The organism is Cryptosporangium sp. NPDC051539 (assembly GCF_044454545.1).
Classification (GTDB): Bacteria; Actinomycetota; Actinomycetes; order Mycobacteriales; family Cryptosporangiaceae; genus Cryptosporangium.
In genome coordinates this window covers 71,067-95,406 of record NZ_JBITDV010000015.1, presented here as the reverse complement: position 1 = coordinate 95,406, position 24,340 = coordinate 71,067, and the positions used below count along the sequence as shown (strand labels likewise).

At 71.3% G+C, this 24,340-nt stretch carries 24 protein-coding genes and 1 pseudogene; 16 read left to right on the top strand and 9 right to left on the bottom strand.

The features are described from left to right. Positions 1 to 11 precede the first annotated feature (11 nt). The 6 genes from ACIBZJ_RS37335 to ACIBZJ_RS37310 form a co-directional block, all read right to left on the bottom strand. Positions 12 to 1,862 (bottom strand): pyruvate, phosphate dikinase, encoded by a 1,851-nt coding sequence (locus tag ACIBZJ_RS37335; RefSeq protein WP_395938329.1) that lies wholly within the window; start codon positions 1,860 to 1,862, stop codon positions 12 to 14. Then, entirely contained in the window at positions 1,859 to 2,464 is a 606-nt protein-coding gene (locus ACIBZJ_RS37330; protein WP_395938327.1) for a hypothetical protein, read from the bottom strand. The genes ACIBZJ_RS37335 and ACIBZJ_RS37330 overlap by 4 nt, the downstream gene beginning before the upstream one ends. Before the next feature lie 59 nt (positions 2,465 to 2,523). Then, entirely contained in the window at positions 2,524 to 3,957 is a 1,434-nt protein-coding gene (locus ACIBZJ_RS37325; RefSeq protein WP_395938325.1) for a hypothetical protein, read from the bottom strand. A 43-nt stretch (positions 3,958 to 4,000) separates the two neighbouring features. After that, on the bottom strand, positions 4,001 to 4,420 hold the full coding sequence (locus tag ACIBZJ_RS37320; protein WP_395938323.1) for a PEP-utilizing enzyme: 420 nt from the start codon (positions 4,418 to 4,420) through the stop codon (positions 4,001 to 4,003). A 168-nt stretch (positions 4,421 to 4,588) separates the two neighbouring features. Continuing rightward, positions 4,589 to 4,735 carry a DUF1059 domain-containing protein gene (locus ACIBZJ_RS37315; RefSeq protein WP_395938321.1) on the bottom strand — a complete coding sequence of 49 codons (147 nt, stop codon included), beginning with the start codon at positions 4,733 to 4,735 and terminating at the stop codon, positions 4,589 to 4,591. Continuing rightward, entirely contained in the window at positions 4,704 to 5,795 is a 1,092-nt protein-coding gene (locus tag ACIBZJ_RS37310) for a methyltransferase (RefSeq protein WP_395938319.1), read from the bottom strand. Before ACIBZJ_RS37310 ends, ACIBZJ_RS37315 begins: the two co-directional genes overlap by 32 nt. 44 nt (positions 5,796 to 5,839) lie before the next feature. Between ACIBZJ_RS37310 and ACIBZJ_RS37305 the strand changes: the two genes are divergently transcribed. The 4 genes from ACIBZJ_RS37305 to ACIBZJ_RS37290 are packed head-to-tail and all read left to right on the top strand — an operon-like array spanning position 5,840 to position 10,864. Then, the gene (locus tag ACIBZJ_RS37305) at positions 5,840 to 6,664 is read left to right on the top strand and encodes a UbiA family prenyltransferase (protein WP_395938317.1); all 825 of its coding nucleotides are present in this window, start codon (positions 5,840 to 5,842) and stop codon (positions 6,662 to 6,664) included. Between the two features lie 29 nt (positions 6,665 to 6,693). Next, positions 6,694 to 7,743, top strand: a complete 1,050-nt coding sequence (locus ACIBZJ_RS37300) for a type III polyketide synthase (RefSeq protein ID WP_395938315.1) — start codon at positions 6,694 to 6,696, stop codon at positions 7,741 to 7,743. After that, positions 7,737 to 10,049: an FHA domain-containing protein gene (locus ACIBZJ_RS37295; protein WP_395938313.1), complete on the top strand. Its 2,313-nt coding sequence runs from the start codon at positions 7,737 to 7,739 to the stop codon at positions 10,047 to 10,049. The genes ACIBZJ_RS37300 and ACIBZJ_RS37295 overlap by 7 nt, the downstream gene beginning before the upstream one ends. A 38-nt stretch (positions 10,050 to 10,087) precedes the next feature. Further along, positions 10,088 to 10,864: an SDR family NAD(P)-dependent oxidoreductase gene (locus ACIBZJ_RS37290; protein WP_395938311.1), complete on the top strand. Its 777-nt coding sequence runs from the start codon at positions 10,088 to 10,090 to the stop codon at positions 10,862 to 10,864. A gap of 2 nt (positions 10,865 to 10,866) precedes the next feature. Here ACIBZJ_RS37290 and ACIBZJ_RS37285 read toward each other — a convergent pair whose 3' ends face one another. Continuing rightward, positions 10,867 to 11,358 carry a cupin domain-containing protein gene (locus ACIBZJ_RS37285; RefSeq protein WP_395938309.1) on the bottom strand — a complete coding sequence of 164 codons (492 nt, stop codon included), beginning with the start codon at positions 11,356 to 11,358 and terminating at the stop codon, positions 10,867 to 10,869. After that, entirely contained in the window at positions 11,358 to 12,224 is an 867-nt protein-coding gene (locus ACIBZJ_RS37280; protein ID WP_395938307.1) for a LysR substrate-binding domain-containing protein, read from the bottom strand. The genes ACIBZJ_RS37285 and ACIBZJ_RS37280 overlap by 1 nt, the downstream gene beginning before the upstream one ends. A 193-nt stretch (positions 12,225 to 12,417) precedes the next feature. Between ACIBZJ_RS37280 and ACIBZJ_RS37275 the strand changes: the two genes are divergently transcribed. From ACIBZJ_RS37275 to ACIBZJ_RS37220, 12 genes are read left to right on the top strand one after another with little or no spacing between them, the layout of a single operon-like run. Then, positions 12,418 to 13,758, top strand: coding sequence for an LLM class flavin-dependent oxidoreductase (locus ACIBZJ_RS37275; RefSeq protein ID WP_395938305.1), 1,341 nt, complete (start codon positions 12,418 to 12,420; stop codon positions 13,756 to 13,758). 29 nt (positions 13,759 to 13,787) lie between these two features. Beyond that, positions 13,788 to 15,278, top strand: coding sequence for an ABC transporter substrate-binding protein (locus tag ACIBZJ_RS37270; protein ID WP_395938303.1), 1,491 nt, complete (start codon positions 13,788 to 13,790; stop codon positions 15,276 to 15,278). Further along, entirely contained in the window at positions 15,275 to 16,294 is a 1,020-nt protein-coding gene (locus ACIBZJ_RS37265; protein WP_395938301.1) for an ABC transporter permease, read from the top strand. The genes ACIBZJ_RS37270 and ACIBZJ_RS37265 overlap by 4 nt, the downstream gene beginning before the upstream one ends. Position 16,295: 1 nt before the next feature. Beyond that, the gene (locus ACIBZJ_RS37260) at positions 16,296 to 17,138 is read left to right on the top strand and encodes an ABC transporter permease (protein WP_395938299.1); all 843 of its coding nucleotides are present in this window, start codon (positions 16,296 to 16,298) and stop codon (positions 17,136 to 17,138) included. Next, entirely contained in the window at positions 17,135 to 17,950 is an 816-nt protein-coding gene (locus tag ACIBZJ_RS37255; protein ID WP_395938297.1) for an ABC transporter ATP-binding protein, read from the top strand. Before ACIBZJ_RS37260 ends, ACIBZJ_RS37255 begins: the two co-directional genes overlap by 4 nt. Further along, complete coding sequence (locus ACIBZJ_RS37250; RefSeq protein WP_395938295.1) at positions 17,940 to 18,743, top strand: ABC transporter ATP-binding protein; 804 nt, start codon at positions 17,940 to 17,942, stop codon at positions 18,741 to 18,743. The genes ACIBZJ_RS37255 and ACIBZJ_RS37250 overlap by 11 nt, the downstream gene beginning before the upstream one ends. Before the next feature lie 13 nt (positions 18,744 to 18,756). Next, positions 18,757 to 20,070, top strand: coding sequence for an NtaA/DmoA family FMN-dependent monooxygenase (locus ACIBZJ_RS37245; protein WP_395938293.1), 1,314 nt, complete (start codon positions 18,757 to 18,759; stop codon positions 20,068 to 20,070). Further along, positions 20,067 to 21,752, top strand: coding sequence for an FAD-dependent oxidoreductase (locus tag ACIBZJ_RS37240; protein WP_395938291.1), 1,686 nt, complete (start codon positions 20,067 to 20,069; stop codon positions 21,750 to 21,752). Before ACIBZJ_RS37245 ends, ACIBZJ_RS37240 begins: the two co-directional genes overlap by 4 nt. Beyond that, complete coding sequence (locus ACIBZJ_RS37235; protein ID WP_395938289.1) at positions 21,749 to 22,483, top strand: alpha/beta hydrolase; 735 nt, start codon at positions 21,749 to 21,751, stop codon at positions 22,481 to 22,483. Before ACIBZJ_RS37240 ends, ACIBZJ_RS37235 begins: the two co-directional genes overlap by 4 nt. Beyond that, positions 22,480 to 22,995: a flavin reductase family protein gene (locus ACIBZJ_RS37230; RefSeq protein WP_395938443.1), complete on the top strand. Its 516-nt coding sequence runs from the start codon at positions 22,480 to 22,482 to the stop codon at positions 22,993 to 22,995. Before ACIBZJ_RS37235 ends, ACIBZJ_RS37230 begins: the two co-directional genes overlap by 4 nt. A 38-nt stretch (positions 22,996 to 23,033) precedes the next feature. Further along, complete coding sequence (locus tag ACIBZJ_RS37225; protein WP_395938287.1) at positions 23,034 to 23,480, top strand: nuclear transport factor 2 family protein; 447 nt, start codon at positions 23,034 to 23,036, stop codon at positions 23,478 to 23,480. Continuing rightward, positions 23,477 to 24,094, top strand: a complete 618-nt coding sequence (locus ACIBZJ_RS37220) for a TetR/AcrR family transcriptional regulator (RefSeq protein WP_395938285.1) — start codon at positions 23,477 to 23,479, stop codon at positions 24,092 to 24,094. The genes ACIBZJ_RS37225 and ACIBZJ_RS37220 overlap by 4 nt, the downstream gene beginning before the upstream one ends. Positions 24,095 to 24,110: 16 nt before the next feature. On the opposite strand, the pseudogene ACIBZJ_RS37215 reads toward ACIBZJ_RS37220, so the two are convergent. Next, a pseudogene (locus ACIBZJ_RS37215) lies at positions 24,111 to 24,209 on the bottom strand (IS982 family transposase); the annotation flags it as partial. Between the last annotated feature and the right edge of the window lie 131 nt (positions 24,210 to 24,340).

The following is a 24,340-nucleotide window of genomic DNA, read 5'->3' as shown; positions in this document are numbered from 1 at the left end:
CCGGGCCGCTCTCAGGCGAGAGCGGCCTTGCCGAGCGCGAGGAGCAACGGGCCTGCCTCCGCCGCATCGATCGTGAACCGCCGCAGGCCGGCCGAGTACAGCCGGTCCACGGCCGGCTGCGTCACCACCCCGGTCAGAGCCACGCCGGTCAGAGCGGCCCCGGCCGGAGCCACGCCGGCCGGAGCCACGCCAGCCGGAGCCACCCCGGTACCGGCGGTCGGCTCGGCCGGAACGGCGTCCAGCGAGATCCGCGGCCACTCCGCGTCCCCGGGAGCGCGCACGTCCGAGCCCGATACCTCCGCCGCCACCGCGAGGACCGTGTTCAGCGGACCCCTCCCGCCCGACCGCGGCGCGGGCGCGATCTCCCCGGCGAACAGCTCGCCGGAAGACCCGTCCAGCGACACCACGGCGCCTTCCGCCACGATCCGGCCGTCGACCCGCACCTCCCGGCGCTCCGGGTCGACCACGAGCGCTCCCGCTCCCACCACGCACGCGGTGCCCAGTGACCGGGCGACGACGGCCGCGTGGCTGGTCGAGCCGCCGGTCGCGGTGACGATGCCCCGGGCGGCGATCATGCCGTGCAGATCCGTCGGGCTGGTGATCGCCCGGACGAGAATCACGGGCTGCCCGGCGTCCGACCTCTGCTGTGCGCGGTCGGGATCCAGCACCATCACACCGGTCACCTGACCGGGGCAGGCGCCGGTGCCGGTCGCGAGCAGGCGACCCTCGGCGCGGGCGGCCTCGACCTCGGCCGGGGCGAACCCCGGACGCTGCACCTGCCGGACCTGCTCGGGGGTGACGGCGCGCAGCGCCTCGGCCGGTGCCATCCCCTCGGCCAGGAAGTCCGCGGCGATCCGGATCGCCGCCTCCGGCGTCCGCTTGGCGCTGCGGACCTGCAGGAAGTAGAGCGTGGAGCGCTCGACGGTGAACTCGATGTCGAGTACGTCGCGCTGGGTCCGTTCGAGTCCGGCGCACCGCTCCCGCAGCTCGGCGAGGACGGCCGGCTCCAGCGCCGCGGCGACCGGATCGGGCGTGCGAAGACCGGCCACGACGTCTTCGCCCTGGCTGCGCGCCAGGTACTCGCCGAACAGCCCGGGCTCGCCGGTGACCGGATTGCGGGTGAACACCACCCCCGAGCCCGAGTCGTCGGAGAGCGAACCGAACACCATCGCCTGCACGACGACGGCCGTGCCCAGGTCGTGCGGGATCGCGTGGTGCTCGCGATAGGTGCGGGCCCGGCGGGTGTTCCAGGAGCGGAACACCGCCTCGATCGCCCCGGACAGCTGCGTCGCCGGATCGTCGGGCACCCCGGGATCAGCGGCCTCGCACGCCGCCCAGACGCGGTCGTAGACCTCGCCGGGGTCGTCGCCCGGCGCGACCGCCTTCACCAGGACGTCGATGCCTTCGCCGGGGTCGAACGCGCCGAGGACGATCTCGGCGTACATCGCGTGGAACCGGGCGAGCAGGTCCGCGACGAACCGCACGTCGCCGGTGGCCGACGCCAGTGCCACCACCGCGGCCCGGTTGAGGCCCAGGTTCAGGACGGTGTCCATCATGCCGGGCATCGAGACCGGAGCCCCCGACCGCACCGAGAGCAGCAGCGGCAGCGGGCCGCCACCGAAGGTCTTCCCGGTCCGCGACTCCAGCGCGGTCAGGCGGCTGCGCACCTCGTCGGCCACCCCGTCGGGAAGAGCGTGTTCGCGCAGGTAGCCGCGGCAGGCGTCGGTACCGATGACGTAGCCGGGCGGTACCCGCAGACCCTGCTGGGTCAGCCGGGCCAGACCGGCGCCCTTGCCGCCCAGGCGGTCGACGTCGTCCGGGTCGGCCTCGTCGAACGCGAGCGTGAAACGTGGGACGGTCATTCGGTGCGGGTCCGGCCGAGCGTGCGGAGCAGGTCCTCGTGGAACTCGAACCAGATGTTGTGGACCGAGTCCACGGTCGGCGAGGCGACCAGTTCCACGGCTCCGGCGTCGATGCCCTCCACGGCCGCGTCGAAGCGGCGCCCGTAGTGGGAGAAGCGGGGGTCGAACGCGGCCAGCGCGTCGAGCAGCGGCCCGAGCCGGTCGACGAGCCGCGCGAGCCGAGTGACGACTTTGGCGTCGTAGGCGGGATCGGAGTGGTCGTTGGCCACCTTGCGGCCGCCGACGTCGATCTGCTGCCAGGACGACATCGTGGTGAGGAACTGCTGGTTGACCGGGTCGAACCGGTCGGCGAGCGCGGCGATCCCGGCGTCCTGACGCAACGCCGCGTACCGGGTAGCGGCGGCGGACGCCAGCGCCGGCCCGGCGGCGTCGGTGGGCAACGCGGAGCCGGCGGCCGTCAACAGCAGGCCGGACGCGGCGAGGCGGTCGAGCACGGCGGCCACGTCGGGCTCGTCGAGGCCGCTGGCCGCGGCGATGGCGGACGCCGTGGCCATCTTCTTCAGCGCGACGCCGTTGAGCACGGCGTAGTCGGTCGTGTCCATCCAGGTGGCCCCTCCGCGGGAGCCGGGCGGCGCGAGTGATCGCGCCACCCGGCTGGTGGTCAGAGCCAGCGGCCCTTGGAACTGCGCAGGCTCGCGTTCTCCGGGAAGGGCAGGTACCCGGCGCCGGAGAAGATCTTGCTGGGGACCGTCTCCTGCGCGAATCCGCGTTTGGTGATGTCGTAGTAGTAGTTGGCGACCCGCTGGTCGATCTCCCAGAGGTCGTAGTCGCGGCAGGCCTTCTCGTACGTGCCGGCCAGCCGCAGGTGCGGCAGGATCATGTCGATGTAGTAGACGTACTGGCCGTTCCAGATCAGGTCGCGGCGGCACATCTTCGACGTCTTCGAGTAGAGCTTGAGGGTCGCGGTCTGCACCCGGCCGAGGTGGTCGGCCAGCTCGGCGATCTTGATCGGGCGTACCTCGCCCATCGGGGTGTTCCACTTCTCCCTGGCGAACACCGCACCGCCGACGATCGCCTCGATGTAGTTCTTCGGGCGGGTGAACGTCGTCGAGATGTCGTTGACCCGGATCTCGTCCAGGGCCATCTTCTCCGGGTCGATGACGATCGCGAGCGTGTAGCAGTGCGGCAGCCCGGCGTCCTCGCAGACGTCGCTCCAGTGGAACACCTCCTCGTTGACGAAGAGGTCACGCAGGATCAGCAGATTGCCGTCCGGAAGCTCGTAGGGTCCGGTGTCGCCCAGCCCCAGCCGGCAGTCGTAGTGGTCCAGGAAGGCCAGGAGTTCGGCCGCGGCGTTGAAGCGGGTGAACGCGGCGTGCTCGGGGCTGCCGTTCTCCAGCGGCTCGACCTGGCTGGTCAGCTGCTGCAGGAAGTCCGGCTCGTGGATCCGGCAGCGGTACCGGTCCTGGGAGTTGAGGATGTAGCCGTCCTGACGCTTGCCCCACAGCACCCGCTGCATGAACTTGAGGATCTCGTTGGACTCCCCGACGTAGTCGCCGGGTTTGATGGCCTCCAGCGCGAGGAGCCCGCAGCGGCCCATGCCGAACCCGACCGCGCCGATGCACCAGTCGTGGACCGCGTTGACCTTGGTGCCGATCTCCCGGCGCGCGGTGGCGCCGATGTCCATGATCCCCTGCCCGCCGCCGACCTCGTCCGTGGTCATCCGGAGAATCTCCGGCCAGCGGTAGAACTCGTGCATGAACGCGAGAATCTCGTATTCCTGGCGCGGGATCATGCCGGATACGCCCTCGGTGGCGCGCATGACCAGCACGTCCCAGATGTTCCAGGCCAGATAGTTGTTCAGGTCGTTGAGCTCGTCGATCGTGAACTCGTCGCGGAGAACGTCTTCCCTGGAGACCTTCTCGAGCACTCTGCTCTTGGCCCTCGCCCGCAGCATCTTGTCGCCTTTGATCCCGTCGGTGACGGGTTCGAGGCCCACGAAGTTGCCGGTGTAGGTGAGGTCCTGGAATCGGAGTCCGTCGTCGTCCTGCTCGTATCGCTTCTTGTAGCTGGCGCGCTTGCCCTCGGTAGTCGTCATTGACTTCTGCTCCTGTCCCGGTGGCTCGGTCGTGGGCTGCGGCTCAGTCGTCGGCGACGACGCGGCCGATCTCGTGGTCGGAGCAGTCGAGGCGGACCTTGCGGCCGTCGAGAGCCTTCGCGATCTCCTCGAAGTGGGCGGGATCGGTGCTGCCCACGACGTAACGCGAGTCGCTGCTGGTCAGGTGGGCGGTCATCACGCACGGGGTCTGGAATTCGCGGGACAGGATGCCGAGGTGCGACTCCGGGGCGCCGGACATCGTGATCACGCCGATCGCGCCCATGCTCAGCGCGGGGGCGAGGAAGGTCGTCGTGCCGCCCTGCACCAGCAGGATGTGTTCGGCGAGCCGGCCCGACTGGATCAGCGTGATCACGTCGGCCGGTGCGACCAGATACTTCACGATCCCGCTCGGTGACTTGCCGGTGTCGAAGACGTTGTAACCCTCCGCTAGCACGTCGGCCATGGGAGTTCCTCCTCGAACTCAGGGGGTGCCACGGCCTCCGATGGTCCACCGCAAAGGCCCAGGATCCGTGGTGTCGCGCAGGTCACAGTGCCTCAGGGCGGCTATCACGCCGATGGACCGGACAGATAAAAGTCGCCGGGCTCGTTGTCTGCCCGGGACAGACCCGGGTCAGTACGCGAGGAACAGGATCTCGTCGCGGGAGTACTCGTGGTCGGGGTGTTCGGCGGCGAGGTGCGCCTGCACCCTGGTCACCAGGTCGTCCTCGTCCACGCCTTCGATGTGCTCACCGCACGGGCAGGTCAGCTGTCGCTTCATCCTGCTGGTATACACCGGTTCCGGGCCGCCTCGCCGAGTACAGAGCCAGCCCCGGGACGCGCAGCACCCGCACCCGGCGGGGTGACGCGAAGCCGGCTGCGCGCAGCCACTCCCGTAGCTGCGCCGGCGTGTGCACCTGCGATCCGGAGCTGAGAAAGACGAACATCCCGAGAAAGTTGGCCGCCGCGGACGCCCGTCGTCGCGGATCGGCGAACGCGTCCATCACCGCCAGGACGCCGGACGGCGTCAGCACGTCGTGGAGCCGTCCGAACAGCGTCCCGATCTCGCCGGGCGTGAGGTGGTGCACGAGGTTGAAACACAGCACCACGTCGTAGGGGCCGCCGAGGTCAGCGGTCCGTGCGTCGCCTTCGACGAAACGGACGCGGTCTCCCAGGCCCGCGGCCGCGACGATCTCGCGCCCCACCGCCACGCTGCCGGGCAGGTCGACCACCGTGGCGGTCAGCCCGGGAGTGCGGCGGCAGAGCTCGACCGAGTACCAGCCGTGGCCGCCGCCGACGTCCAGCACCGAGCGGGCGCCGGGCGGGACGCGGAGCTTGCGGGCGACCTCCGCCGCACTCAGGCGGGCCAGGTCACGCTGCCCGGTGAGGTACCGCTGCCAGTACGGGTCGCCGGCCGGCACGTCGTGCGAGGCCGTCGACCGGCCGGTCCGGGTCGCTTCGCCCAACCCGGCCCACCAGGACCAGTAGTCCGCGGTGCCCGCCACGTACCGCGCGACGGAAAGGTCCGAATCCGGGCTCAGCCACCGCCGGGCGGCGCGGCGGAGCCGGTACTTGTCCGCCGTGAAGCCCAGATACCCGGTCGAGCGGAGGCAGTCGAGCAGCAGCCGGGTCGGCAGCGGGTCCAGCCCGAGCGTCTCCGCGAGCTCCGCGGCACCGGCCGGCCGGCGCGCGAGTTCGGCGAACACGCCGGTCTCGACCGCCGCCACGAGGATTCCGGAGAGCGCCATCCCGGCCCACGCCTCCGCCGCCGCCCGGGGAACCAGCCCCAGCCGAAGTGCCGTTCTTTCCAGCACGTTTGCGCCCTGCAACGAAAGCCGCACCCCTAGAGTATGGGCGTCCACTGTCGACGGGATCGGCTCTCGCGATGAACCGGAGCTTCCAGGCCTGGATCGGCGCCGGCCACCCGGGGCCTTCGCTGGCCATCAGCGCGATGGTGACGGCACTCGCCGTCCGTGCGTCGCCGGACGGGTCCGACGCGCTCTTGATGGGGCCGGCGATGCTGGCGGGACAGCTGTCGATCGGCTGGTCCAACGACGCCGCGGACGCCCGGCGGGACGCCGCCGCCGGCCGTACCGACAAGCCGGTCGCCACCGGCTTGATCAGCGCGCGGACGATCTGGATCACGGCGGTCGTGAGTCTGGTGGTCGCGTTGGGGCTCGCGCTGGCGGTGAGCGTGACGACGGCCCTGCTCACCGCGGTCGTGATCGGTGCCGGTTGGGCCTACAACCTCGGTCTCAAGGCCACGCTCGCGTCCGGGGCCATGTACCTGCTCGGCTTCGCGCCGCTGCCGGCGTACGCCACCAGCGCCCTGCCGGGACACCCCTGGCCGCGCTGGTCGATGACCGTGGTGGCCGGCGCGCTCGGGCTCGGCGCTCATTTCGTCAACGTGCTGCCGGACCTCGACGGCGATCGGGCGGCCGGGGTCGGCGGGCTGCCCCAGCGCGTCGCCGCGGCCTGGGGACCGGGGGCGGTGCGGGCCACCGCGATCGTGCTGCTCGGCGCCGCGTCGCTCCTGCTCCTGACCGTCGGCGGGCTTCCGCCGCCGATCGTGGCGGCCGGGTTGGTGGCCACGGTCGCGCTGGGCGTCGTCGGCGCGACGACGTCCGGCCGCACTCCGTTCCTGGCCGCGATCGCCCTCGCGGGCGTGGACGTGGCGCTGTTGGTCCTGGGTGGTACGGCCCTGACGTAGTCGGGGCCCGGTGAACGGAGGATCCACCGGTGACACGCATCGCGGCCGTTCGATCGGCCTTTCCGCCGAACCGCTATCCGCAGGCGGAGCTCACCGACGCGCAGGCCGGGCTCAGCCATCTCGACGCCGGGCAGCGCGCGTTACAGCAGCGGCTGCACCAGAACTCCGGGGTCCGGACCCGTCACCTCGCGCTCCCGATCGATCAGTACGGAAGCCTGCGCGAGTTCGGGGCCGCCAACGACCGCTACCTTGAGGTGGCCACCGAACTCGGCGCGGCGGCGATCACCAGCGCCCTGCAGGCCTCCGGCCGGACCGCGCCGGACGTCGACCTGCTGATGGTCACGTCGGTGACCGGAGTCGCGGTTCCGTCGCTCGATGCCCTCCTGATCCCGCGGCTCGGCCTGCGCACGGACATCAGGCGCGTTCCGATCTTCGGGCTGGGTTGTGTCGCCGGTGCGGCCGGCCTCGCCCGGCTCCACGACTACCTGCTCGGACGGCCGGATCACACGGCCGTGCTGCTCGCGATCGAGCTCTGTTCGCTGACCTGGCCGAGGGGTGACGCCACGACGGCCGACCTCGTCGCCTGCGGTTTGTTCGGAGACGGCTCGGCCGCCGTGGTCGCCACCGGGGACCGGGATCGTTCCGGCCCCCACGTCGTCGATTCACGCAGCGAGGTGATCCCGGCCAGCAGCGGGGCACTCGGCTGGCGCCTGGCCTCCAACGGGTTCCGGATCGTGCTCACCACCGAACTGGCCGTGGCGATCGAGCGCAATCTGCGCCCGCTGGTGCTGCACTTCCTCGGTGCGCATCACCTGACCAGCCACGACATCGCGCGCTGGGTGTGCCACCCCGGCGGCCCGAAAGTGCTCGACGTCGTCGAGAGCTGCCTGGGTCTCCCCCGGCCGGCGCTGGCGCTCAGCCGCCGCTCGCTCGCCGAGGCGGGCAACCTGTCGTCGGTCTCGGTCCTGCACATCCTGGAGCAGACGCTCGCGGCCGAGGCCCCACCGCCGGACTCGTTCGGTTTGATGATCGGGCTCGGTCCGGGGGTCAGCGTGGAGCTGGTGTTGCTGCGATGGTGACCGGAGACAGCTCGATCGCGCTGCTGCGGATCGCCGGCCACGACTACCCGCTCCGGAGCGGGCGGCTGTATCGGATCGGCCGCGATCCGGCGTCCGACATCGTCCTCGCCGACCCCCGGGTCTCGTGGCGGCACGCCACCGTCCAGGGCGACGCCGGCGGCTGGTTCCTGACCGATCTGGGCAGCTCCAACGGCACGTTCGCCGACGCCCAGCCGGTGTCGCGCATCGAGCTGACCAGGGCCGGGAACGTCCGGCTGGGCGATCCCGCCGACGGCCTCGGAGTGGGGCTGAGCCCGCTGTTCGTGCCGTCGACGACGACCGAATCCGGCCTCAACGTCGATCGGAAGCCCACGGTTCTGGTGCGGCTACCGGCCCCGCGCCTGAAGATCGGACGCGCTCCCGACAACGACCTGGTCCTCGCCGACCTCGAGGTCTCCCGCCACCACGCCGAGCTGCGACGCCGCGACGACACCTACGAGATCGTCGACCTGGGCAGTTCCAACGGCACCTACGTCAACGGCGGCCGGATCTCCGCGCATCCGCTGACCGGTGACGACGTCGTCAGCATCGGCCACTCGACGTTCCGGCTCGCCGACGGAGAGCTCCGGCAGCACGTCGACGAGGGTGAGGTCACGTTCGTCGCCGACGGGCTCACCGTGCGGCTGGCCCAGGGCAAGGTGCTCCTGGACAACGTCGCGTTCTCGATCCCCGAACGGTGCCTGCTCGCCGTCATCGGCCCGAGCGGCGCGGGCAAGTCGACGCTGCTCGGCGCGCTGACCGGGACGCGCCGCCCGTCCAGCGGGACCGTGCTCTACGACAGCCGGGACCTGTACCAGCACTACGCCGCGCTCCGGCACCGGATCGGGCTGGTGCCGCAGGACAACATCCTGCACACCCAGCTGACCGCGCGCCGGGCTCTGCGGTACTCGGCCGACCTGCGGTTCTCCACCGACACCAAGGCCAGCGAGCGCGAGGCCCGGATCGACGAGGTGATGCACGAGCTCGGCCTCACCGAGCACGCCGACACCCGGGCCGACCGGCTCTCCGGCGGCCAGCTCAAACGCGTCAACATGGCCCAGGAGCTACTGACCAAGCCGTCCTTGCTGTTCCTCGACGAACCCACGTCGGGCCTGGATCCCGGCCTGGACAAGTCGGTGATGGAACAGATGCGGGTGCTGGCCCACGACGCCCAGGACGGCCGGACCGTGGTCGTCGTGACCCACAGCGTCGCCAACCTCAACACCTGTGACCGGCTGCTCGTCCTGGTGCCGGGCGGGAAGATGGCCTACTACGGCCCGCCGGAGGAGGGGCTGCGCTACTTCGGCATGCCGGCCTGGGCCGACGTCTTCCAGGCCTTCCACGAGCAGCCCGGCCGCGACTGGGCGGCCGAGTTCGCGGGCTCACCGCTCTACGCCCGGTACGCGCTGCCCAGCACCAGGCCGGCGGCGCAGGCCGGGAACACGCCGGCGGGCCGGCCGCCCCGCCGCGGCTGGTTCCGCCAGGTCGCCACGCTGACCCGCCGCTACACCCGGGTGATCGCCGCCGACCGCGGCTACCTGCTGTTCATGGGTCTGCTGCCGATCGTCCTGGGCCTGCTGATCCACTTCGTGCCGGCCGCCAACGGCCTGACCGGGCCGCCCGGCGTCAACCTGCCGGCCCAGGAACTCCTGCAGATCATGGTCGTCTGCGCATGTCTGGCCGGTACCGCCAGCTCGGTGCGCGAACTGGTCAAGGAACGCTCGATCTACGTGCGGGAACGAGCCGCCGGGTTGTCGCCGGGCGCGTACCTGCTCTCCAAGCTGGCGGTGCTCGGCCTGATCACCGTGGTGCAGTCGTGCGTCATCGTGCTGCTCGGGCTGGCCGGCCGGAAGCTGCCCGCGCACGGCGCCTACCTGCGCGACGCCCCGCTGCTGGAGTTGTTGATCAGCATCACGGCGCTGGCCCTGGCTTCGATGTGCCTGGGTCTGCTCGTGTCGGCGTTCGTCAGCACGTCGGAGAAGGCGATGCCGTTCCTGGTGATGCTGACGATGGGGCAGGTGATCCTGTCCGGCGGGGTGTTGCCGCTGGCCGGGATCGCCGGGCTCTCGCAGCTGGCCTGGCTCGCTCCGTCCCGGTGGGGCTTCGCCGCCGCCGCGTCGACCGTGAACCTCAACGTCCTCATTCCGCCGGTCGGCGACAACACCGACCCGCTCTGGCGGAACGCCGGCGACGTCTGGCTCCGGAACCTCGGTCTCACGATCGCGATCGGTTCCGTTTTTGTCGTCCTGGCGTTCCTGCAGGTGCGCCGCCGACGGTCACTACAGTAAAAACCCACCCGTTTCCGAGGTTAGGTGGACGCCCGAACATGGAAATCAACGGCGCAAGCGCGATCGTCACCGGAGGGGCGTCGGGTATCGGGGCCGCCGCGGCCCGTCAGCTCGCCGCGAAGGGTGCGACCGTCGTGGTCGCCGACCTCCAGGCCGACAAGGGTGAAGCGCTCGCCAAGGAGATCGGCGGCCTCTTCGTCCGGGTCGACGTCACCGACACCGACCAGATCAAGGCGGCCGTGAACGCGGCGACCGAGCTCGCCCCGCTCCGCGCGGTGGTCAACTCGGCCGGCATCGGCTGGGCCCAGCGCACGGTCGGCCGTGACGGCGAGTTCGACTCCGCCCACGACCTCGACGCGTTCCGCAAGGTGATCGCGATCAACCTGGTCGGCACGTTCGACATGACGCGGATCGCCGCGACCGCGATGAGCCGCAACGAGCCCGACGCCGACGGCGCGCGGGGCGCGATCGTCAACCTGGCCTCGGTGGCGGCGTTCGACGGGCAGATCGGCCAGGCGTCGTACTCGGCGTCGAAGGGCGGGGTCGTCGGCATGACGCTGCCGGTCGCTCGCGACCTGGCCGCGGTCGGCGTCCGGCTCAACACGATCGCGCCCGGGCTGATCGACACCCCGATCTACGGCGAGGGCGAGGGCGCCGACGCGTTCAAGGCCAAACTCGGAGAGAGCGTGCTCTTCCCGAAGCGCCTCGGCATCGCCGACGAACTCGCGAGCATGGTCGTCGAGGTGCTCACCAACAGCTACATGAACGCCGAGGTCATCCGCGTCGACGGCGGCATCCGGATGCCTCCGAAGTAGGATCAGCCGACGCCGTCCCAGCTCAGCGACTCGAGGTTGACGACGATCGCCTCCTGCGTCGTCCGGGCGATGACGACCACGGCCTCCACGTCCGGATCCGGGTTCTCCTCCCGGTGCGGGACGAACGGAGGCACGAAGACGTAGTCGCCCGGACCGGTCTGGATGCGGGTCTCGACCGGTTCGTCGCCCTCGAGGTCGAGGAACACGAACGCCGGTGACCCCGACACCACGTAGATCGCGGTCTCCGACGCACCGTGGTGGTGGTTCGCCGAGTTCGTGGACGCCGGAACGTGCGTCTGGCCCATCCAGAGATTCCGCGCGCCGACCGACTTGCCGCTGATCGCCTCGACCCGGCGCATGCCGGTGGTCTGCGTGGTGTCGCCGACCAGCCCGGCCGGTGCGATCCGGTGCAGACGACGGTGGAACGGGTCGAGGTCGTCCGGCAGCACCACACCGCTCGGCGTCGAGCCCGCTGGGACGTGAAGAGCAGACATCAGGCACCCCTTGCCAGTTCGAAAACGGGATCTCCCACCAACCGTGCCACCGCGTCGGCCGCGGCCCGGGTCACGTCGGACGACAGACCGCTGCGCGACCACACGTTGAGCGTCACCGGGCGCGGCCGCGGCAGGTCGGCCCGCGGCACCAGGCCCTCCGGCGTCTGCCCGAGCGTCGCCATCAGCGCGACGCCGAGCCCGGCGCCGACCGCGGCCTGCACCCCGGCGAGCTGAGCCGACTCGGCGCTGATCTCGGCCGCGACGCCGTGCTCGGCGAGCGTCTCCAGAGCGCGGCTGCGGAGCACGCACGGATCGTCGAACGCCGCGATCGGGATCGGCCGCCCGGCCGACGGCTGCCACGACGGCGCGGCGTACCAGGTGAGTTCCAGCTCCCCGACCGGCACCGCCCTGGGGTCGTCGCTGGCGCCCAGCAGCAGCGCCAGGTCGATCGTCCCGGCCGCGAGGCTGTCGCGCAGCCGCGTACCGCGGTCGATCCGGAACCGCGTCCGGAAGGCCGGGAGACTCCGCTCCAGCGCCGCGGTCAGCGACGGCAGCAGCTGCGCTGCCGCGTGCTCGGTCGACCCGATGACGATGGCCCGGTCGGCCTCGACACCGAACGCACGGAGCGCTTCGTCGTGGGCGGCGAGGATCCGCCGGGCGTGCGCCAGCAGGTGCTCGCCGTCCGGGGTGAACCGCGATCCGCGACCGTGGCGCACGACCAGCGGACGGCCGATCGCCGCCTCCAGCCGCCGGACGTGCTGGCTGATCGCGCTCTGGCTCAGCTGCAGCGACTGCGCGGCGCGCAGGAATCCGCCGCGGTCGGCGACGGCGACGATGCTCCGCAGCGGCGCGATGTCCAGGGTCATGGCCCCTCCCCTCGGCTCCGCGATTCATCAGCGGACGTGATGGATCGCGATCGCTAACCGTCGTTGGACTTTCCCTACCTAGTCGATCAGGATAGTGGACATGAAGCCGCCGGAGAGTGTGATGCACCCCGCGGTTTGTCGCTGACGCTGACGTCACGCCCGCTGAGACCACTCCTGCCCGGAAGGCACCCGTATGTCTCGCCGCACCCTGAAACTCGGCGCCATTCTCCTCGGAGTCGGCGGCCCGGGTCAGCACAACACCTGGCTCAACTCCGACGTCGCCGCCGACGCCAGCGTCGATGTCCGCTGGTACATCGCCCGGGCGCAGGAAGCCGAAGCGGCCAAGTTCGACCTCGTCTTCATCGTCGACAGCCAGTTCATCACGCCGGATTCGCCGAACCACTACCTCAGCCGCCTGGAGCCGCTGACCCTGCTGTCGGCGATCGCCGTCCACACCACCCACATCGGCCTGGTCGGTACGGCCACCACCTCCTACAACGAGCCGTTCAACCTCGCGCGCAGGCTCTACTCGCTGGACCACATCAGCGGGGGCCGCGCCGGCTGGAACGTCGTGACCAGCGGCGACGCCGGTACGGCGGGCAACTACAGCCGCGACGAGCACTACGACTACCCGACCCGCTACGGCCGCGCGCTCGAGCACGTCCGGGTCTCGCAGGGTCTGTGGGACTCGTACGAAGAGGACGCGTTTCCCCGTGACAAGGAACGCGGCGTCTTCTTCGACCGCACCAAGCAACACACGCTCGACCACCAGGGCGAGTACTTCCGGGTCGCCGGGCCGCTGAACCTCGAGCGGTCGCCGCAGGGCCAGCCGGTGATCTTCCAGGCCGGTGACTCCGAGGACGGCCGCGACCTCGGCGCCGCCGTCGCCGACGCGATCTTCACGCACGCGGCGACGCTCGAACAAGCCCGGGCGTTCCGCACCGAACTGCGCGAGCGGGCCGCCGCCAAGGGCCGCGACCCGGAGAACGTCCTGATCGTCCCGGGGATCTTCCCGATCATCGCCGACACCGACGAGCAGGCCCGGGCCAAAGAGACCGCGATCCTCGGCGCCAAGAGTTTCGACAAGGCCCTGGCCGAGCTCGGACGCCCGTTCGGCTGGCACGACTTCCGCCAATACGACCTGGATGCCCCGTTCCCGGACGTCGAGCTCGGCAGCAGCTTCCGCACCCAGGCGGAAAACATCTCCCGGCACGCCAGGGAGAACGGCCTCACGCTCCGCCAGGTGGTCGAGCACCAGGTCGACGCCGGCCGCTCGCCGTTCGTCGGCTCGCCCCGGACCGTGGCCGACGAGATCCAGCGGTGGTTCGAGGGCGGCGGCTTCGACGGCGTCAGCGTCAGCGTCAACTCACCGAGCGAGTTCGCCCGCTTCACCGAGCAGGTCGTGCCGATTCTCCGCGCCCGGGGCGTCGTCCGGAGCGAGTACGAAGCGGACACCCTGCGCGGAAACCTCGGCCTCCCCCTCCCCCGGAACCGCCACACGGCGGCGCGCCGGACGCCGGAGCCGGTCCGATGACCCCCACCCCACGACGGAAGAGAACCGCCATGCCCTCGCGACCGATCCGGGTAGCCCTCGCGGCCTTGCTGATCCTCGCCGTCGGCGCCTGCGCCGGTGGCGGGACCGCCGCCGCCGGCGACGGCACGGCCACGCTGAAATGGGCCACGTCGTACTTCCCGACGCACTGGGACCCGGTCGTCTCGGGCAGCGGCGCGCAGTTCCGCGAGCTCGCGCTCGTCTACGCCTCACTGACCAGGACCGACGCGAAGGGCAACGCGGTTCCGGACCTCGCCGAGAGCTGGAAGTACAACAGCACCGGCGACGAGGTGACGTTCCACCTGCGCGCGGGTCTCACGTTCAGCGATGGGGCCCCGGTCAACGCGGCCGCGGTCAAAGCAGCCGTCGAGCGGGCCAAGACGCAGAAGAACTCCGCGCTCTTCGGTGACCTGACGTCGATCAAATCCGTGACGACGAACGGCGATCTCGACGCCGTCGTGCACCTGACCCAGACCGACTACCAGATCCCGCTGCTGTTCGGCGAGCGCGTGCTCCAGGTGGCCAGCCCGAAGGCCGACCCCCAGGCACTCGACCAGAAGCCGGTCGGGGCCGGGCCGTTCATCGTCACCCAGCTGATTCCCGGCACCAAGGCCGTCCTGAAGAAGAACCCGGACTACTGGGACGCCAAGAACATCCACCTGGAGCACGTCGAGCTGATCTCGGCACCGGACGCCGCCACCGTCGTCTCGGGCCTGCAGACCGGCGTCTACAACTTCGCCGACATCACACCGAACAACGCGACCGCGGCCAAGGACGCGGGGCTCGACGTGTTCGTGCAGCCCGGCTTCAACGCCAACAACATCAGCCTGAACATCAACAAGGCGCCGTTCGACAACCCGAAGGTCGTCGACGCGGTCCGGTACGCGATCAACCGCAAGGAATTCGTCGACAAGCTCGGGTTCGGCTACGGCGAATCCACCGACCAGCCGTTCCCGCCCGGCTACGTCGCCTACGACCCGCAGTCGAAGGACAAGTACCCGTACGACCCGGCCAAGGCCAAGCAGCTGTTGTCGGGTATCCCGAAGATCACGCTGACGCTCGTCATCCCGTCCGCCGATCCGCAGGCCGAGATCGTCCAGTCGCAGCTGGCCGCGGTCGGGATCACCGTCGACATCAAGGTCGACAAGAACTGGGCCACGCCGTTCTTCGCCAAGGACCTGACGCTGTCGCTGTACGGGACCACCGGACGCGACTCGGCCGTCCAGACGCTGACCGCGCACTTCGGCCCGAACGGCCCGCTCAACCTGAGCTCGCCGTACCAGCCGTCGGGGTTCGACTCCGCGGTCGCGAAGGTGCGCCAGACCCCGATCGAGTCGCCGGAGTACGCGGCAACACTGCAGGCGGCCACCCGGGCCGGTCTGGAGAGCCGGGCACTGGTGTTCACGTACTCCTCACCCAACCTGCTGGCGAAGAGCAAGTCGGTGTCGGCGCTGCCCGCGAATCCCGGCCACCTCGACTGGACCGGGGTCAGGATCGGATGACGATCGCCCTGGAGCCGACGTTCGGGACCGGCCTCGCCGGGATCACCCTGCGGCGCGCCGCCGGCCGGATTCTGCTCACGGTCGCCCGGTCGCTGGCGATCTTCGTCCCGGTCTTCCTGGTGGCGACGTTCGTGACGTTCGCCCTCCGGGCGCTGAGCGGGCTGACCCCGGCGCACAGTCAGCTCGGTGAGGACGCCACCCCGGAGGCGGTGGCCCGGATCGAGCACGAGTGGGGCCTGGACCAGCCGTTCCTGGTCCAGTACTGGCACTGGCTCGGCGACGTGCTCCGGGGTGACCTCGGCCGCAGCTGGACCAACGGGGTGGACGTCAGCACGCTGATCGCGGAAGGGCTCGCGATCAGCCTGTCGATCGCCACGCTGGCGATGATCCTCGGCGTCGTCTTCGGGTTCGCGTTCGGAGCGCTGGCCGCGCTCCGGCGCGGTACCTGGATCGACCGGTCGATCACCGCGGTGCTGACGCTGTTCTCGATCATGCCGCCGTTCGTGATCGGCATCCTGCTGGTCGAGGTGTTCGCGGTCGGGCTGGGCTGGTTCCCGTCCGGCGGTTACGTCCCGTTCAGCGTCGGCATCTCGCCCTGGTTCTCGCATCTGCTGCTGCCGGCGCTGGCGCTGAGTTTCGACGCGATCGCCGACGTGGCCCGGCAGCTACGGGCCGGGCTGGTCGGGGCCTACTCGGAGAACTACGTCACCGGCGCGGTGGTCCGCGGGCTGAGCCGGCGGCGGATCTTTCTCCGGCACGTCCTGCCCAACGGCGTCGGACCGGCGCTGGCCGTGCTGGGCCTGAAGTTCCCGGTGATCATCGGCGCCTCGGTCGTCACCGAGTGGATCTTCGGCCTGCAGGGCTTCGGGCGCTTCGCCAACGACGCCGCCCAGGCCGGTGACGTGCCCGAGGTGCAGGGCGTGCTGGTCGTCTCGATCGTGCTGGTCGTGAGCTTCAACCTGATCGTCAATCTCGTGCTCGGCCGGATCACGCCGGCCGCCCACCGGGGGGTCTGAGATGCTCCGACGCGTTCTCGCGCTGCGCGCGGGCCGGATCGCCCTCGGCATCCTGTTCCTGGTCGCGCTGCTGGCGGTCCTCGGTCCGCTGCTGGCGTCCGACCGGGCCGCCACCACACCGTTGCTGGGGGTGTCCGGCGAGCATTGGCTCGGCACCGACTACCTCGGGCGCGACGTCTTCAGCCGGCTGCTGGCCGGTTCCCGGGACAGCGTGGTCGGATCGGTCCTGGTCGCGCTGGTGGCGCTGGTCGTGGGCGTGCTTCCGGGCCTGCTCTCGGTGCTGCTCGGGCGGGTCTTCGAATGGACGACGCTGCGCCTGGTGGACACTCTCGTCGCCCTGCCGTTCCTGGTCTTCGCCGTCGCGGTCACGGCACTCCTCGGCAACGGGCTCACCCAGGCCATGGTCGTCACCGGGGTACTGGTCTCGCCGCTGTTCTACCGGGTCACCCGGGCCGCGACGATGGCGGTCGCGCACTCGCAGTACGTGGAGGCGGCGCAGATCTCCGGCGCTTCGATCGGCTGGATCATCCGCCGGCACGTCTGGTCGAAGGTGCTCCCGCCGATCGCGGTGGCGCTGGCCCAGACGATCGGAGTCGGCTTCATCATCGTCTCCAGCCTCACGTTCCTCGGCATCGGCGTTCAGCCGCCCGCGCCCACCTGGGGCGGTCTGCTCGCCTCCGACCTCAACTACCTGCACTACCGGCCCTTCGCGCCGGTCGCTCCCGCCGCGCTGATCATGGCGACGGTCTGGGCCTCCAACCTGCTGGCCGACGCGATCCGCGACGTCTCCGGAGCGACCGGACGGGCCTTGGTGGACGCACGGAAGGCAGGACAGCTCCGATGACCGCACTGGCCGTACGCGACCTCCACATCCACGACTACGTCAACGACCGCGAGATCGTCCACGGCATCTCGTTCGACCTGACGCCGGGCCGGGTCGTCGGCATCGTCGGCGAGTCCGGCAGCGGGAAGACGCTGACCTGCCGGGCCGCGCTCGGCATCCTGCCCGAGCACTTCGCGATCTCGGCGGGCACGGTCGAGATCGGCGGACGGGACATCGCCGGGCTCTCGGACGCCGAATGGACAGGCCTGCGCGGGTCGACGATCAGCGCGGTGTTCCAGGATCCGGCGTCCTATCTCAACCCGTCGATCCGGGTCGGGGCGCAGATCGCCGAGGTGCTCCGGGTCAAGAAGCGGCTCTCCCGGCGGGACGCCCGCCGCCGCGCGGTGGAGCTCCTCGCGGCGGTTCACCTCCGCAACCCGGCGCTGGTGTACCAGCAGTACGCCCACGAGCTGTCCGGCGGGATGCTGCAGCGGGTCCTGATCGCCTCCGCGATCGCCGCCGACCCGGCCGTGCTCATCGCCGACGAGGCCACCACCGCGCTCGACGTCATCGTGCAGGCCGAGATCCTCGATCTCCTCGCCGACCTGAGGGAACGCACCGGGCTCGCGCTGCTGGTGGTCTCCCACGACCTGGCCGTGATCGCCCAGGTCTGCGACGAGGTGCTGGTCATGCGCCACGGCGACGTCGTCGAGCGGGGCTCGACGTCGGACGTGCTGGAGAACCCGCAGGACGAGTACACCCGGCTGCTCATCGCCGAGCACGAACAGTACGGCCTGGACAAGTACCTCGGGGAGCCGGCCCATGCCCAGTGAAATCCTTCAGGTCACCGGCTTGAACGTGCACTACCGGAGGCACCACGCGCTGCGCGACGTCTCGCTCCGGGTGAACGCGGGCGAGACCGTAGGGGTGATCGGCGAGACCGGTTCCGGCAAGTCGACGCTGGCCCGCGCGGTGCTCGGCCTGGTCGCGGCGTCGTCCGGGCAGGTGGTGGTGGACGGAACCGACGTCCTCTCGTACAAGCCGCGGCAGTGGCGAGCGTTCCGGCGCCGGGGCGTCGTCCAGTACGTGTTCCAGGACCCGCTGCGCAGCCTCGATCCGGATCTGACGATCGAGGAGTCGCTGATCGAGCCGCTGCTGGTGCAGGGCGTGGCCCGGCGGGAGGCGAGCGATCGTGCCCGCCGTCTGCTCGACCGCGTCCGGCTGGAGGAGGAACTGCTCGACCGGCTGCCCGGCGCACTCTCCGGCGGCCAGCGGCAGCGGGTGGCCGTCGCCAGGGCGCTGATCACCGACCCGGCGCTGCTGATCCTCGACGAACCGGTCAGTGCCCTCGACTCGGCCAACCGGGTCCAGGTCCTGGCGATCCTCAAGGAACTCCGGGTCGCGCAGCTCTTCATCTCCCACGACCTGGGCTCGGTCGCCGGCATCGCCGATCGCATCGCGGTGATGTACCAGGGCGAACTGGTCGAGGACGGCCCGGCCCGCCGCGTCATCACCGCCCCCGAGCACACCTACACCCGGCTACTCGTCAGCTCGGTACCGACGCTGCGGTCGGCCGCGGCCGACCGGGCCGGACGCGAAGAACTCCGCGCGCTCCTGCACGCCTGATCGGGAGGCCCTCATGTCCCGCAAGATCCACCTCGCCCTGCACCCCTACGGCGTCGGCGGCCCCGGCCAGCACGGTCTGTGGAAAGACCCCCGGATCGCCAAGAACGCCAGCATCGACATCCAGTACTACATCCGGCAGGCCCAGGCGGCCGAGCACGCCCTGTTCGACGCGCTGATCATCGTCGACAGCCAGTTCATCAACAGCACCTACCCGTCGCACTACCTCAACCGGCTCGAGCCGCTGACACTGCTCTCCGCGGTCGCCGTCCACACGTCCCGGATCGGCCTGGTCGGCACCGCGAGCTCGACCTACAACTCGCCGTTCAACCTGGCCCGCCGGTTCGCCTCGCTCGACCACATCAGCGGCGGCCGGGCCGGCTGGAACGTCGTGACCAGCTTCGACACCGGAACCTCGCGCAACTACGGGCTGGAGGAGCACCTCGACTACGCCACCCGCTACGGCCGGGCGCTCGAGGCGGTCGAGGTGGTCCGCGGCCTCTGGGACTCCTACGAGGACGACGCGTTCCCGGCCGAGGGCGAGGTGTTCCTGGACCCCGCCAAGTTGCACGCGCTGAACCACGTCGGGGAGCACTTCCGGGTCGACGGGCCGCTCAACCTGTCGCGCTCGCCGCAGGGCCAGCCGGTGATCTTCCAGGCCGGCGTCTCCGAGGAGGGACGCAATCTGGCGGCCGCCGTCGCCGAGGGCATCTACGCGCCCGGCAGCTCGATCGAGCAGGCCCACGAGTACTACACCGACGTCAAGCGCCGCACCGCCGCCGCCGGACGCGACCCGGACCACCTCAAGATCTTCATCCACGGCGGCCCGGTCGTCGCCGCGACCGACGCGGCCGCCCGCGAGCGCGAACGGGAGATCTTCGCCGAGGACAACGACTTCGGACGCAACCTGGCGCTGCTCGGACGCGGCTTCGGTGCCCACGACTTCAGCGTGTACGACCCGGACGGCCCGTTCCCGGACGTCGCCCACCTCGCCGAGCGGGGCGGACGCACCGGCGCGACGAAGATCATCGAGCGGGCCCGGCGGGAGAACCTGACGTTGCGGCAGGTCGTCGACACGGTCAACGAGTTCAAGCACTCGCCGTTCGTGGGGTCTCCGCAGACCGTCACCGACACGATCGAGCAGTGGTTCGCCGCCGGCACGTTCGACGGCATCAACCTCGCGTTCCGCACCGAGGAGGAGCTCGACTACTTCGTCGACGGGGTGGTGCCGCTCCTGCAGAAGCGCGACCTGTTCCGCACCTCGTACGAGGCCGAGACCCTGCGCGGGCATCTCGGCCTGCCGATCCCCGGCAACCGGTACGCGTCATGAGCCGGGACATCCACACCGTCCGTTTCCCGTCGGCCGCGCCGCCGGACGACGTCGACGTGCTGATCGTCGGCGCCGGGCCGGTCGGGCTGTCCGCCGCCGTCGAGCTCGCCGGGCGCGGCGTCGGCGTGGCGGTCGTCGACCGGGCGCGCGAAGCGACGCTGATCCGCGCCGGGGCAATGGGTCACACGCCCCGCGTCGTCGAGCACTTCCGCCGCTGGGGCCTGCTGCAGCGGATCCGCGACGAGTGGACGTTCCCGCCCGAGTGGAACCGGGGCATCCGGCTGGTCACCTCGCTGGTCGGCCACGACCTGGCGCCCGGCCGCGCCCCGTCGTTCGCGTCCACCGGCCGCACCGCCGGGAGCTCCTCCGAGGAGGCGCTGCGCCGCCCGCAGTCCGCACTCCAGCGCGTCTTCCTGGACCACCTGGCCGAGCGCGGCGTCACCGTGGCCGGCGGCCGGCCGCTCACCGCATTGCGGCCGACGTCCGACGGCATCGAGGCGGTCGTCGGCCGGAAGACGATCCGGGCGCGCTACCTCCTCGGCACCGACGGCGGCAGCAGCACGGTCCGCCGGCTGGCCGGGATCGAGCGGGACGGCGAGCGCGCCACCGAGAAACGCCTGCGCCTCATCGTGCGCACCGGCGACATCTCCGGCCGCGTCGGCCCGGCCCCGAGCGGCACGAACATCGTCTTCAACCAGAAGGCCTCCGGCTTCCTGGCCGCGGTCAGCACCCGCGAGTGGCGCGTGTACGCCGGCCCGTTCCCGCTCGACCACGACCCGTCGGACGACGAGCTGCTCGACACCGCCCGGGCCGCGTTCGGGTTCGACCTGGACCTCGAGATCGCGTCCGCGACGACGTTCTACGAGGCCACCCGCATCGCCCGGACGTTCCGCTCCGGCCGGGTGCTGCTGGCCGGCGACGCCGCGCACGTGCGCACGCCGGGCGGCAACCTCGGCGAGGGCTTCGGCGACGTCGTGAACCTGGGCTGGAAACTCGCCGCGGTGCTCGCCGGGCACGCCGACGACCGTCTGCTCGACTCGTACGACCAGGAGCGGCGTCCGCACAACCAGCGGGTGGCCGACTTCGCGCTCGCCCGGGCCCGGCGCAACCGGGCCACGCTCGCCGACATCCGCCGCATCGGCGTCCCGGCGGACGCCGACACCGGCGAGGAGGCCAGGGCCCGGCGCGAGGAGATCGCCCGCCGGATCGCCGCCGACCGGCAGGACGCGACCGGCGTCACGTTCGACGAGCGCTACGACGCCTCCGGGGTGCTCTGGTACGAGGACGGCCAGCACGACACCGAGCCCGCCTGGCGCCCCGACGTCTACCAGGACGATCCCCGGCCCGGGCACCGCGCGCCGGACGGCGTCATCGACCCCTACGGCGGCACGCTCTACGACCGGATCGGCAACCGCTTCGCGCTCCTGGTGCTCGCCCCCGACCGCACGGCCGAGGCCGCGTTCGCCGCCGAGGCCGCCGCCCGCGGGCTTCCGTTCACCGTCGTCCACCTCGCCGACCCCGAGGTCCGGGCCCTCTACGGCGCCGACAACGTCCTCGTCCGCCCGGACCAGCACGTCGCCTGGCGCGGCCGCGACCTCCCGACCGGCGGCGCCGCCGCCGTCCTCGACCGGATCCTCGGCGCGACCGCCGCCGACCGAGTACTGACAGGAGCCAGCTCGTGACCGAGCACGAGTACCTCGGTCCGCAGGGCCTGCGGACCCGCGGCACCATCCTGGTCCTCCCCGGCCGCGGCGAGACCCGGCGCAGCTACGCCCGGTTCGGCGCCCGGCTGGCCGCCGACGCCTACCGGGTGCGGGTCCTGGCCCCGCCCGCCTCCCCGGACGGGCTCGCCGCCGTCGTGGCCGGGGCGGTGGCGGACCTCGGCCCGGATCCGGTGCTGCCGATCGTCCTCGTCGGCTCGGACCTGAGCGCGGCCGCCGTCGGCGCGCTGGTGGCGGGCGGGGACACGACCGGGCGAGGGCGGCCGCAGGCGGTCGTGCTCGCCGGCCTGCCGGGCTACGCCCGGTCGACCACCGCCTCGTGGGACGAGGAGCTGGACGCGCGTACCCACTGTCCGGTCCATCGTGGAGTTCTGTCCGGCGACGCGGACGTGGAGCCGGGCGCGCTCGACGAGGCCCCACCGGCGGACCTGCTCGACGCGGCCTACGGCAGCACCGCCGACCTGCCGCACCTGCTGCTGATCGGCGACGCGGACCCGTACGCCGACCGGGCCGCGCTCACCGGCCTGACCAAGGCGCTCCCCCGGGCCCGGCTCGTCGTCGTGCACGACGGTCACCACGACGTGCTCAACGACCTGCAGCACCGCTCGGTGGCCGCGGAGATCGTCACGTTCCTGGAGACAGTGCGCAACGAGCTACGTCCGGTGCTCTCGGTCGAATCGAGCGCGTGGTGACCGTGACCTCCTCGCGGACCGACCCGCGGCGTCTCCGGCACGTGTTCGGCGCGTTCCCGTCCGGCGTGGTGGCGGTGGCGGCACTGACCGGGGACGCTCCGGCGGGCCTGGCCGCGAGCTCGTTCACGTCGGTGTCCCTCGATCCGCCGCTGGTGTCCTTCTGCATCGCGCGCACGTCGACCACCTGGCCGGTGCTGCGCGCCGCCCCGAGCCTGGGCGTGAGCATCCTGTCCGGCGCCCTGGAACACGCCGGTCGTCAGCTGGCCGGCCGCGCGGCGGACCGCTTCGCCGGCCTGTCCTGGCGTGCCACCGACGGCGGTGCGGTGCTGCTGGAGCACGCGAGCGGCTGGTTCGAGACGTGCATCGAGCAGGAGGTGCGTGCGGGTGACCACGACATCGTGGTGCTGCGGGTGGTGGACCTCGACGCCCACCACGACCTGAGCCCGCTGATCTTCCACGCCAGCCGCTTCCGCCACCTGGAGTCACTGGTTTTTGACGACAATCTGTCGTAATCTTTGCGACAGGTTGTCGTCAAATGAAGGAGCCTTCCGTGACCGATCGCGACGAACTCGTCGAGCTGCTGTCCCGCTACGCCGACCTCGCGGACCTGAAGGAGTACACCGAGCTCCCCGGCCTGGTCTTCACCGACCCGGTCACGCTCGACTTCCGGTCGGTCGCCGCCATCCCCCCGATGACCGTGCCGCTCGGCGACTACGTCGAGATCCTCCGAGCCTCGTTCGCGCCGTTCACCGCGACCCACCACGCGATCACCGGCCCCGTCGTCCGCATCGACGGGGACACGGCGACGATCCACGCGCACGTGCGGGCCGAACACTGGGTCGCCGGTGAGCCGGACCGCTGGCTGGTGGTCGGCTTCTACGACAACGAGGCGGTCCGCACGTCCGGCGGCTGGCGGCTGAGCCGGGTTCGGCTGACCGCGGCGCACCAGGAGAACGCGCACCTCTCGGGCGTCGCCCTCGCTGCTCAGGAGGGATGAGGGAAGATCGGCGGATGCCGCGGATCCGGGGAGCCAGCATCGGGCAGCACCACGAGATGGTGTGGGCCGACCTCGCCGAGGCGATGCGGCAGCTCCTGCTGGAGCGCGACTACGACTCGATCACGATGGGGCACATCGCGGCCCGGGCCGGGCTCGCGCGCAACACCCTCTACAACTACGCGGGCGACAAGAGCGCGCTGGTGCTGGCCCTGACCGAACGGGCGAGCCGGCCCATGCTCGAGCAGGTGACCGCGATCGCCGCACGGTCCGCGGACCCGGCCCCGGACCGGATGCGCGAGATCATCGAGGTGGTCCTGCGGTCGTCCACCGACCCGGCACTGCAACTGATGTTCCGGCCGGGCTCCGCGCCGTTGGTGGCCGAGGTCCCCAAGGGGCCCGGCAATCCGTTCACCGCGGTCGTGGACGAAGTGGAGAACGTCGTCCGGGACGGCATCGCGAGCGGGGAGTTCCGGAACGTCGGCGACGTGCAGCTGCTGGTCGAGTTGCTGTCGGGTGCGGTGCGCGCCGGCGCCGAACGCCTCGGACGGGACCCGGCGGCGTTCGCGGCCACGGTCCGAGGCGTGCGCGAGATCGTGCTCGCGTCCCTGGTCTAGGTGGTTGATTCCCATGTCAGTGGTCGTAGGCGATCAGTGATCGGGTGACCGGTTGGCCGGTGTGGTCGTCGTGCCAGATCGCGGCGGTCAGTGCGAGGAGGCGTTGGGCGACGCGGCCGGTCAGCTGGCTCTCGAACTCGTATCCGGCCAGGTCGGAGCGGTGGACGGTTTCTCGGGACGTGCCGCAGCCGACCGGGGTGGCGTTGTTTCCAGCGCAGATACACGATCCTGCGGACCACCGGCCGA

Bases quoted from the DNA above. Each gene is read 5' to 3' on its own strand.
- ACIBZJ_RS37295 (WP_395938313.1), top strand. From the start codon at position 7,737: ATGGTGACCGGAGACAGCTCGATCGCGCTGCTGCGGATCGCCGGCCAC.
- ACIBZJ_RS37250 (WP_395938295.1), top strand. From the start codon at position 17,940: ATGCCCAGTGAAATCCTTCAGGTCACCGGCTTGAACGTGCACTACCGG.
- ACIBZJ_RS37335 (WP_395938329.1), bottom strand. From the start codon at position 1,862: ATGACCGTCCCACGTTTCACGCTCGCGTTCGACGAGGCCGACCCGGAC.
- ACIBZJ_RS37270 (WP_395938303.1), top strand. From the start codon at position 13,788: ATGCCCTCGCGACCGATCCGGGTAGCCCTCGCGGCCTTGCTGATCCTC.
- ACIBZJ_RS37320 (WP_395938323.1), bottom strand. From the start codon at position 4,420: ATGGCCGACGTGCTAGCGGAGGGTTACAACGTCTTCGACACCGGCAAG.
- ACIBZJ_RS37260 (WP_395938299.1), top strand. From the start codon at position 16,296: ATGCTCCGACGCGTTCTCGCGCTGCGCGCGGGCCGGATCGCCCTCGGC.
- ACIBZJ_RS37255 (WP_395938297.1), top strand. From the start codon at position 17,135: ATGACCGCACTGGCCGTACGCGACCTCCACATCCACGACTACGTCAAC.
- ACIBZJ_RS37330 (WP_395938327.1), bottom strand. From the start codon at position 2,464: ATGGACACGACCGACTACGCCGTGCTCAACGGCGTCGCGCTGAAGAAG.
- ACIBZJ_RS37325 (WP_395938325.1), bottom strand. From the start codon at position 3,957: ATGACGACTACCGAGGGCAAGCGCGCCAGCTACAAGAAGCGATACGAG.
- ACIBZJ_RS37265 (WP_395938301.1), top strand. From the start codon at position 15,275: ATGACGATCGCCCTGGAGCCGACGTTCGGGACCGGCCTCGCCGGGATC.
- ACIBZJ_RS37240 (WP_395938291.1), top strand. From the start codon at position 20,067: ATGAGCCGGGACATCCACACCGTCCGTTTCCCGTCGGCCGCGCCGCCG.
- ACIBZJ_RS37285 (WP_395938309.1), bottom strand. From the start codon at position 11,358: ATGTCTGCTCTTCACGTCCCAGCGGGCTCGACGCCGAGCGGTGTGGTG.
- ACIBZJ_RS37280 (WP_395938307.1), bottom strand. From the start codon at position 12,224: ATGACCCTGGACATCGCGCCGCTGCGGAGCATCGTCGCCGTCGCCGAC.
- ACIBZJ_RS37245 (WP_395938293.1), top strand. From the start codon at position 18,757: ATGTCCCGCAAGATCCACCTCGCCCTGCACCCCTACGGCGTCGGCGGC.
- ACIBZJ_RS37275 (WP_395938305.1), top strand. From the start codon at position 12,418: ATGTCTCGCCGCACCCTGAAACTCGGCGCCATTCTCCTCGGAGTCGGC.
- ACIBZJ_RS37315 (WP_395938321.1), bottom strand. From the start codon at position 4,735: ATGAAGCGACAGCTGACCTGCCCGTGCGGTGAGCACATCGAAGGCGTG.
- ACIBZJ_RS37290 (WP_395938311.1), top strand. From the start codon at position 10,088: ATGGAAATCAACGGCGCAAGCGCGATCGTCACCGGAGGGGCGTCGGGT.
- ACIBZJ_RS37220 (WP_395938285.1), top strand. From the start codon at position 23,477: ATGAGGGAAGATCGGCGGATGCCGCGGATCCGGGGAGCCAGCATCGGG.
- ACIBZJ_RS37305 (WP_395938317.1), top strand. From the start codon at position 5,840: ATGAACCGGAGCTTCCAGGCCTGGATCGGCGCCGGCCACCCGGGGCCT.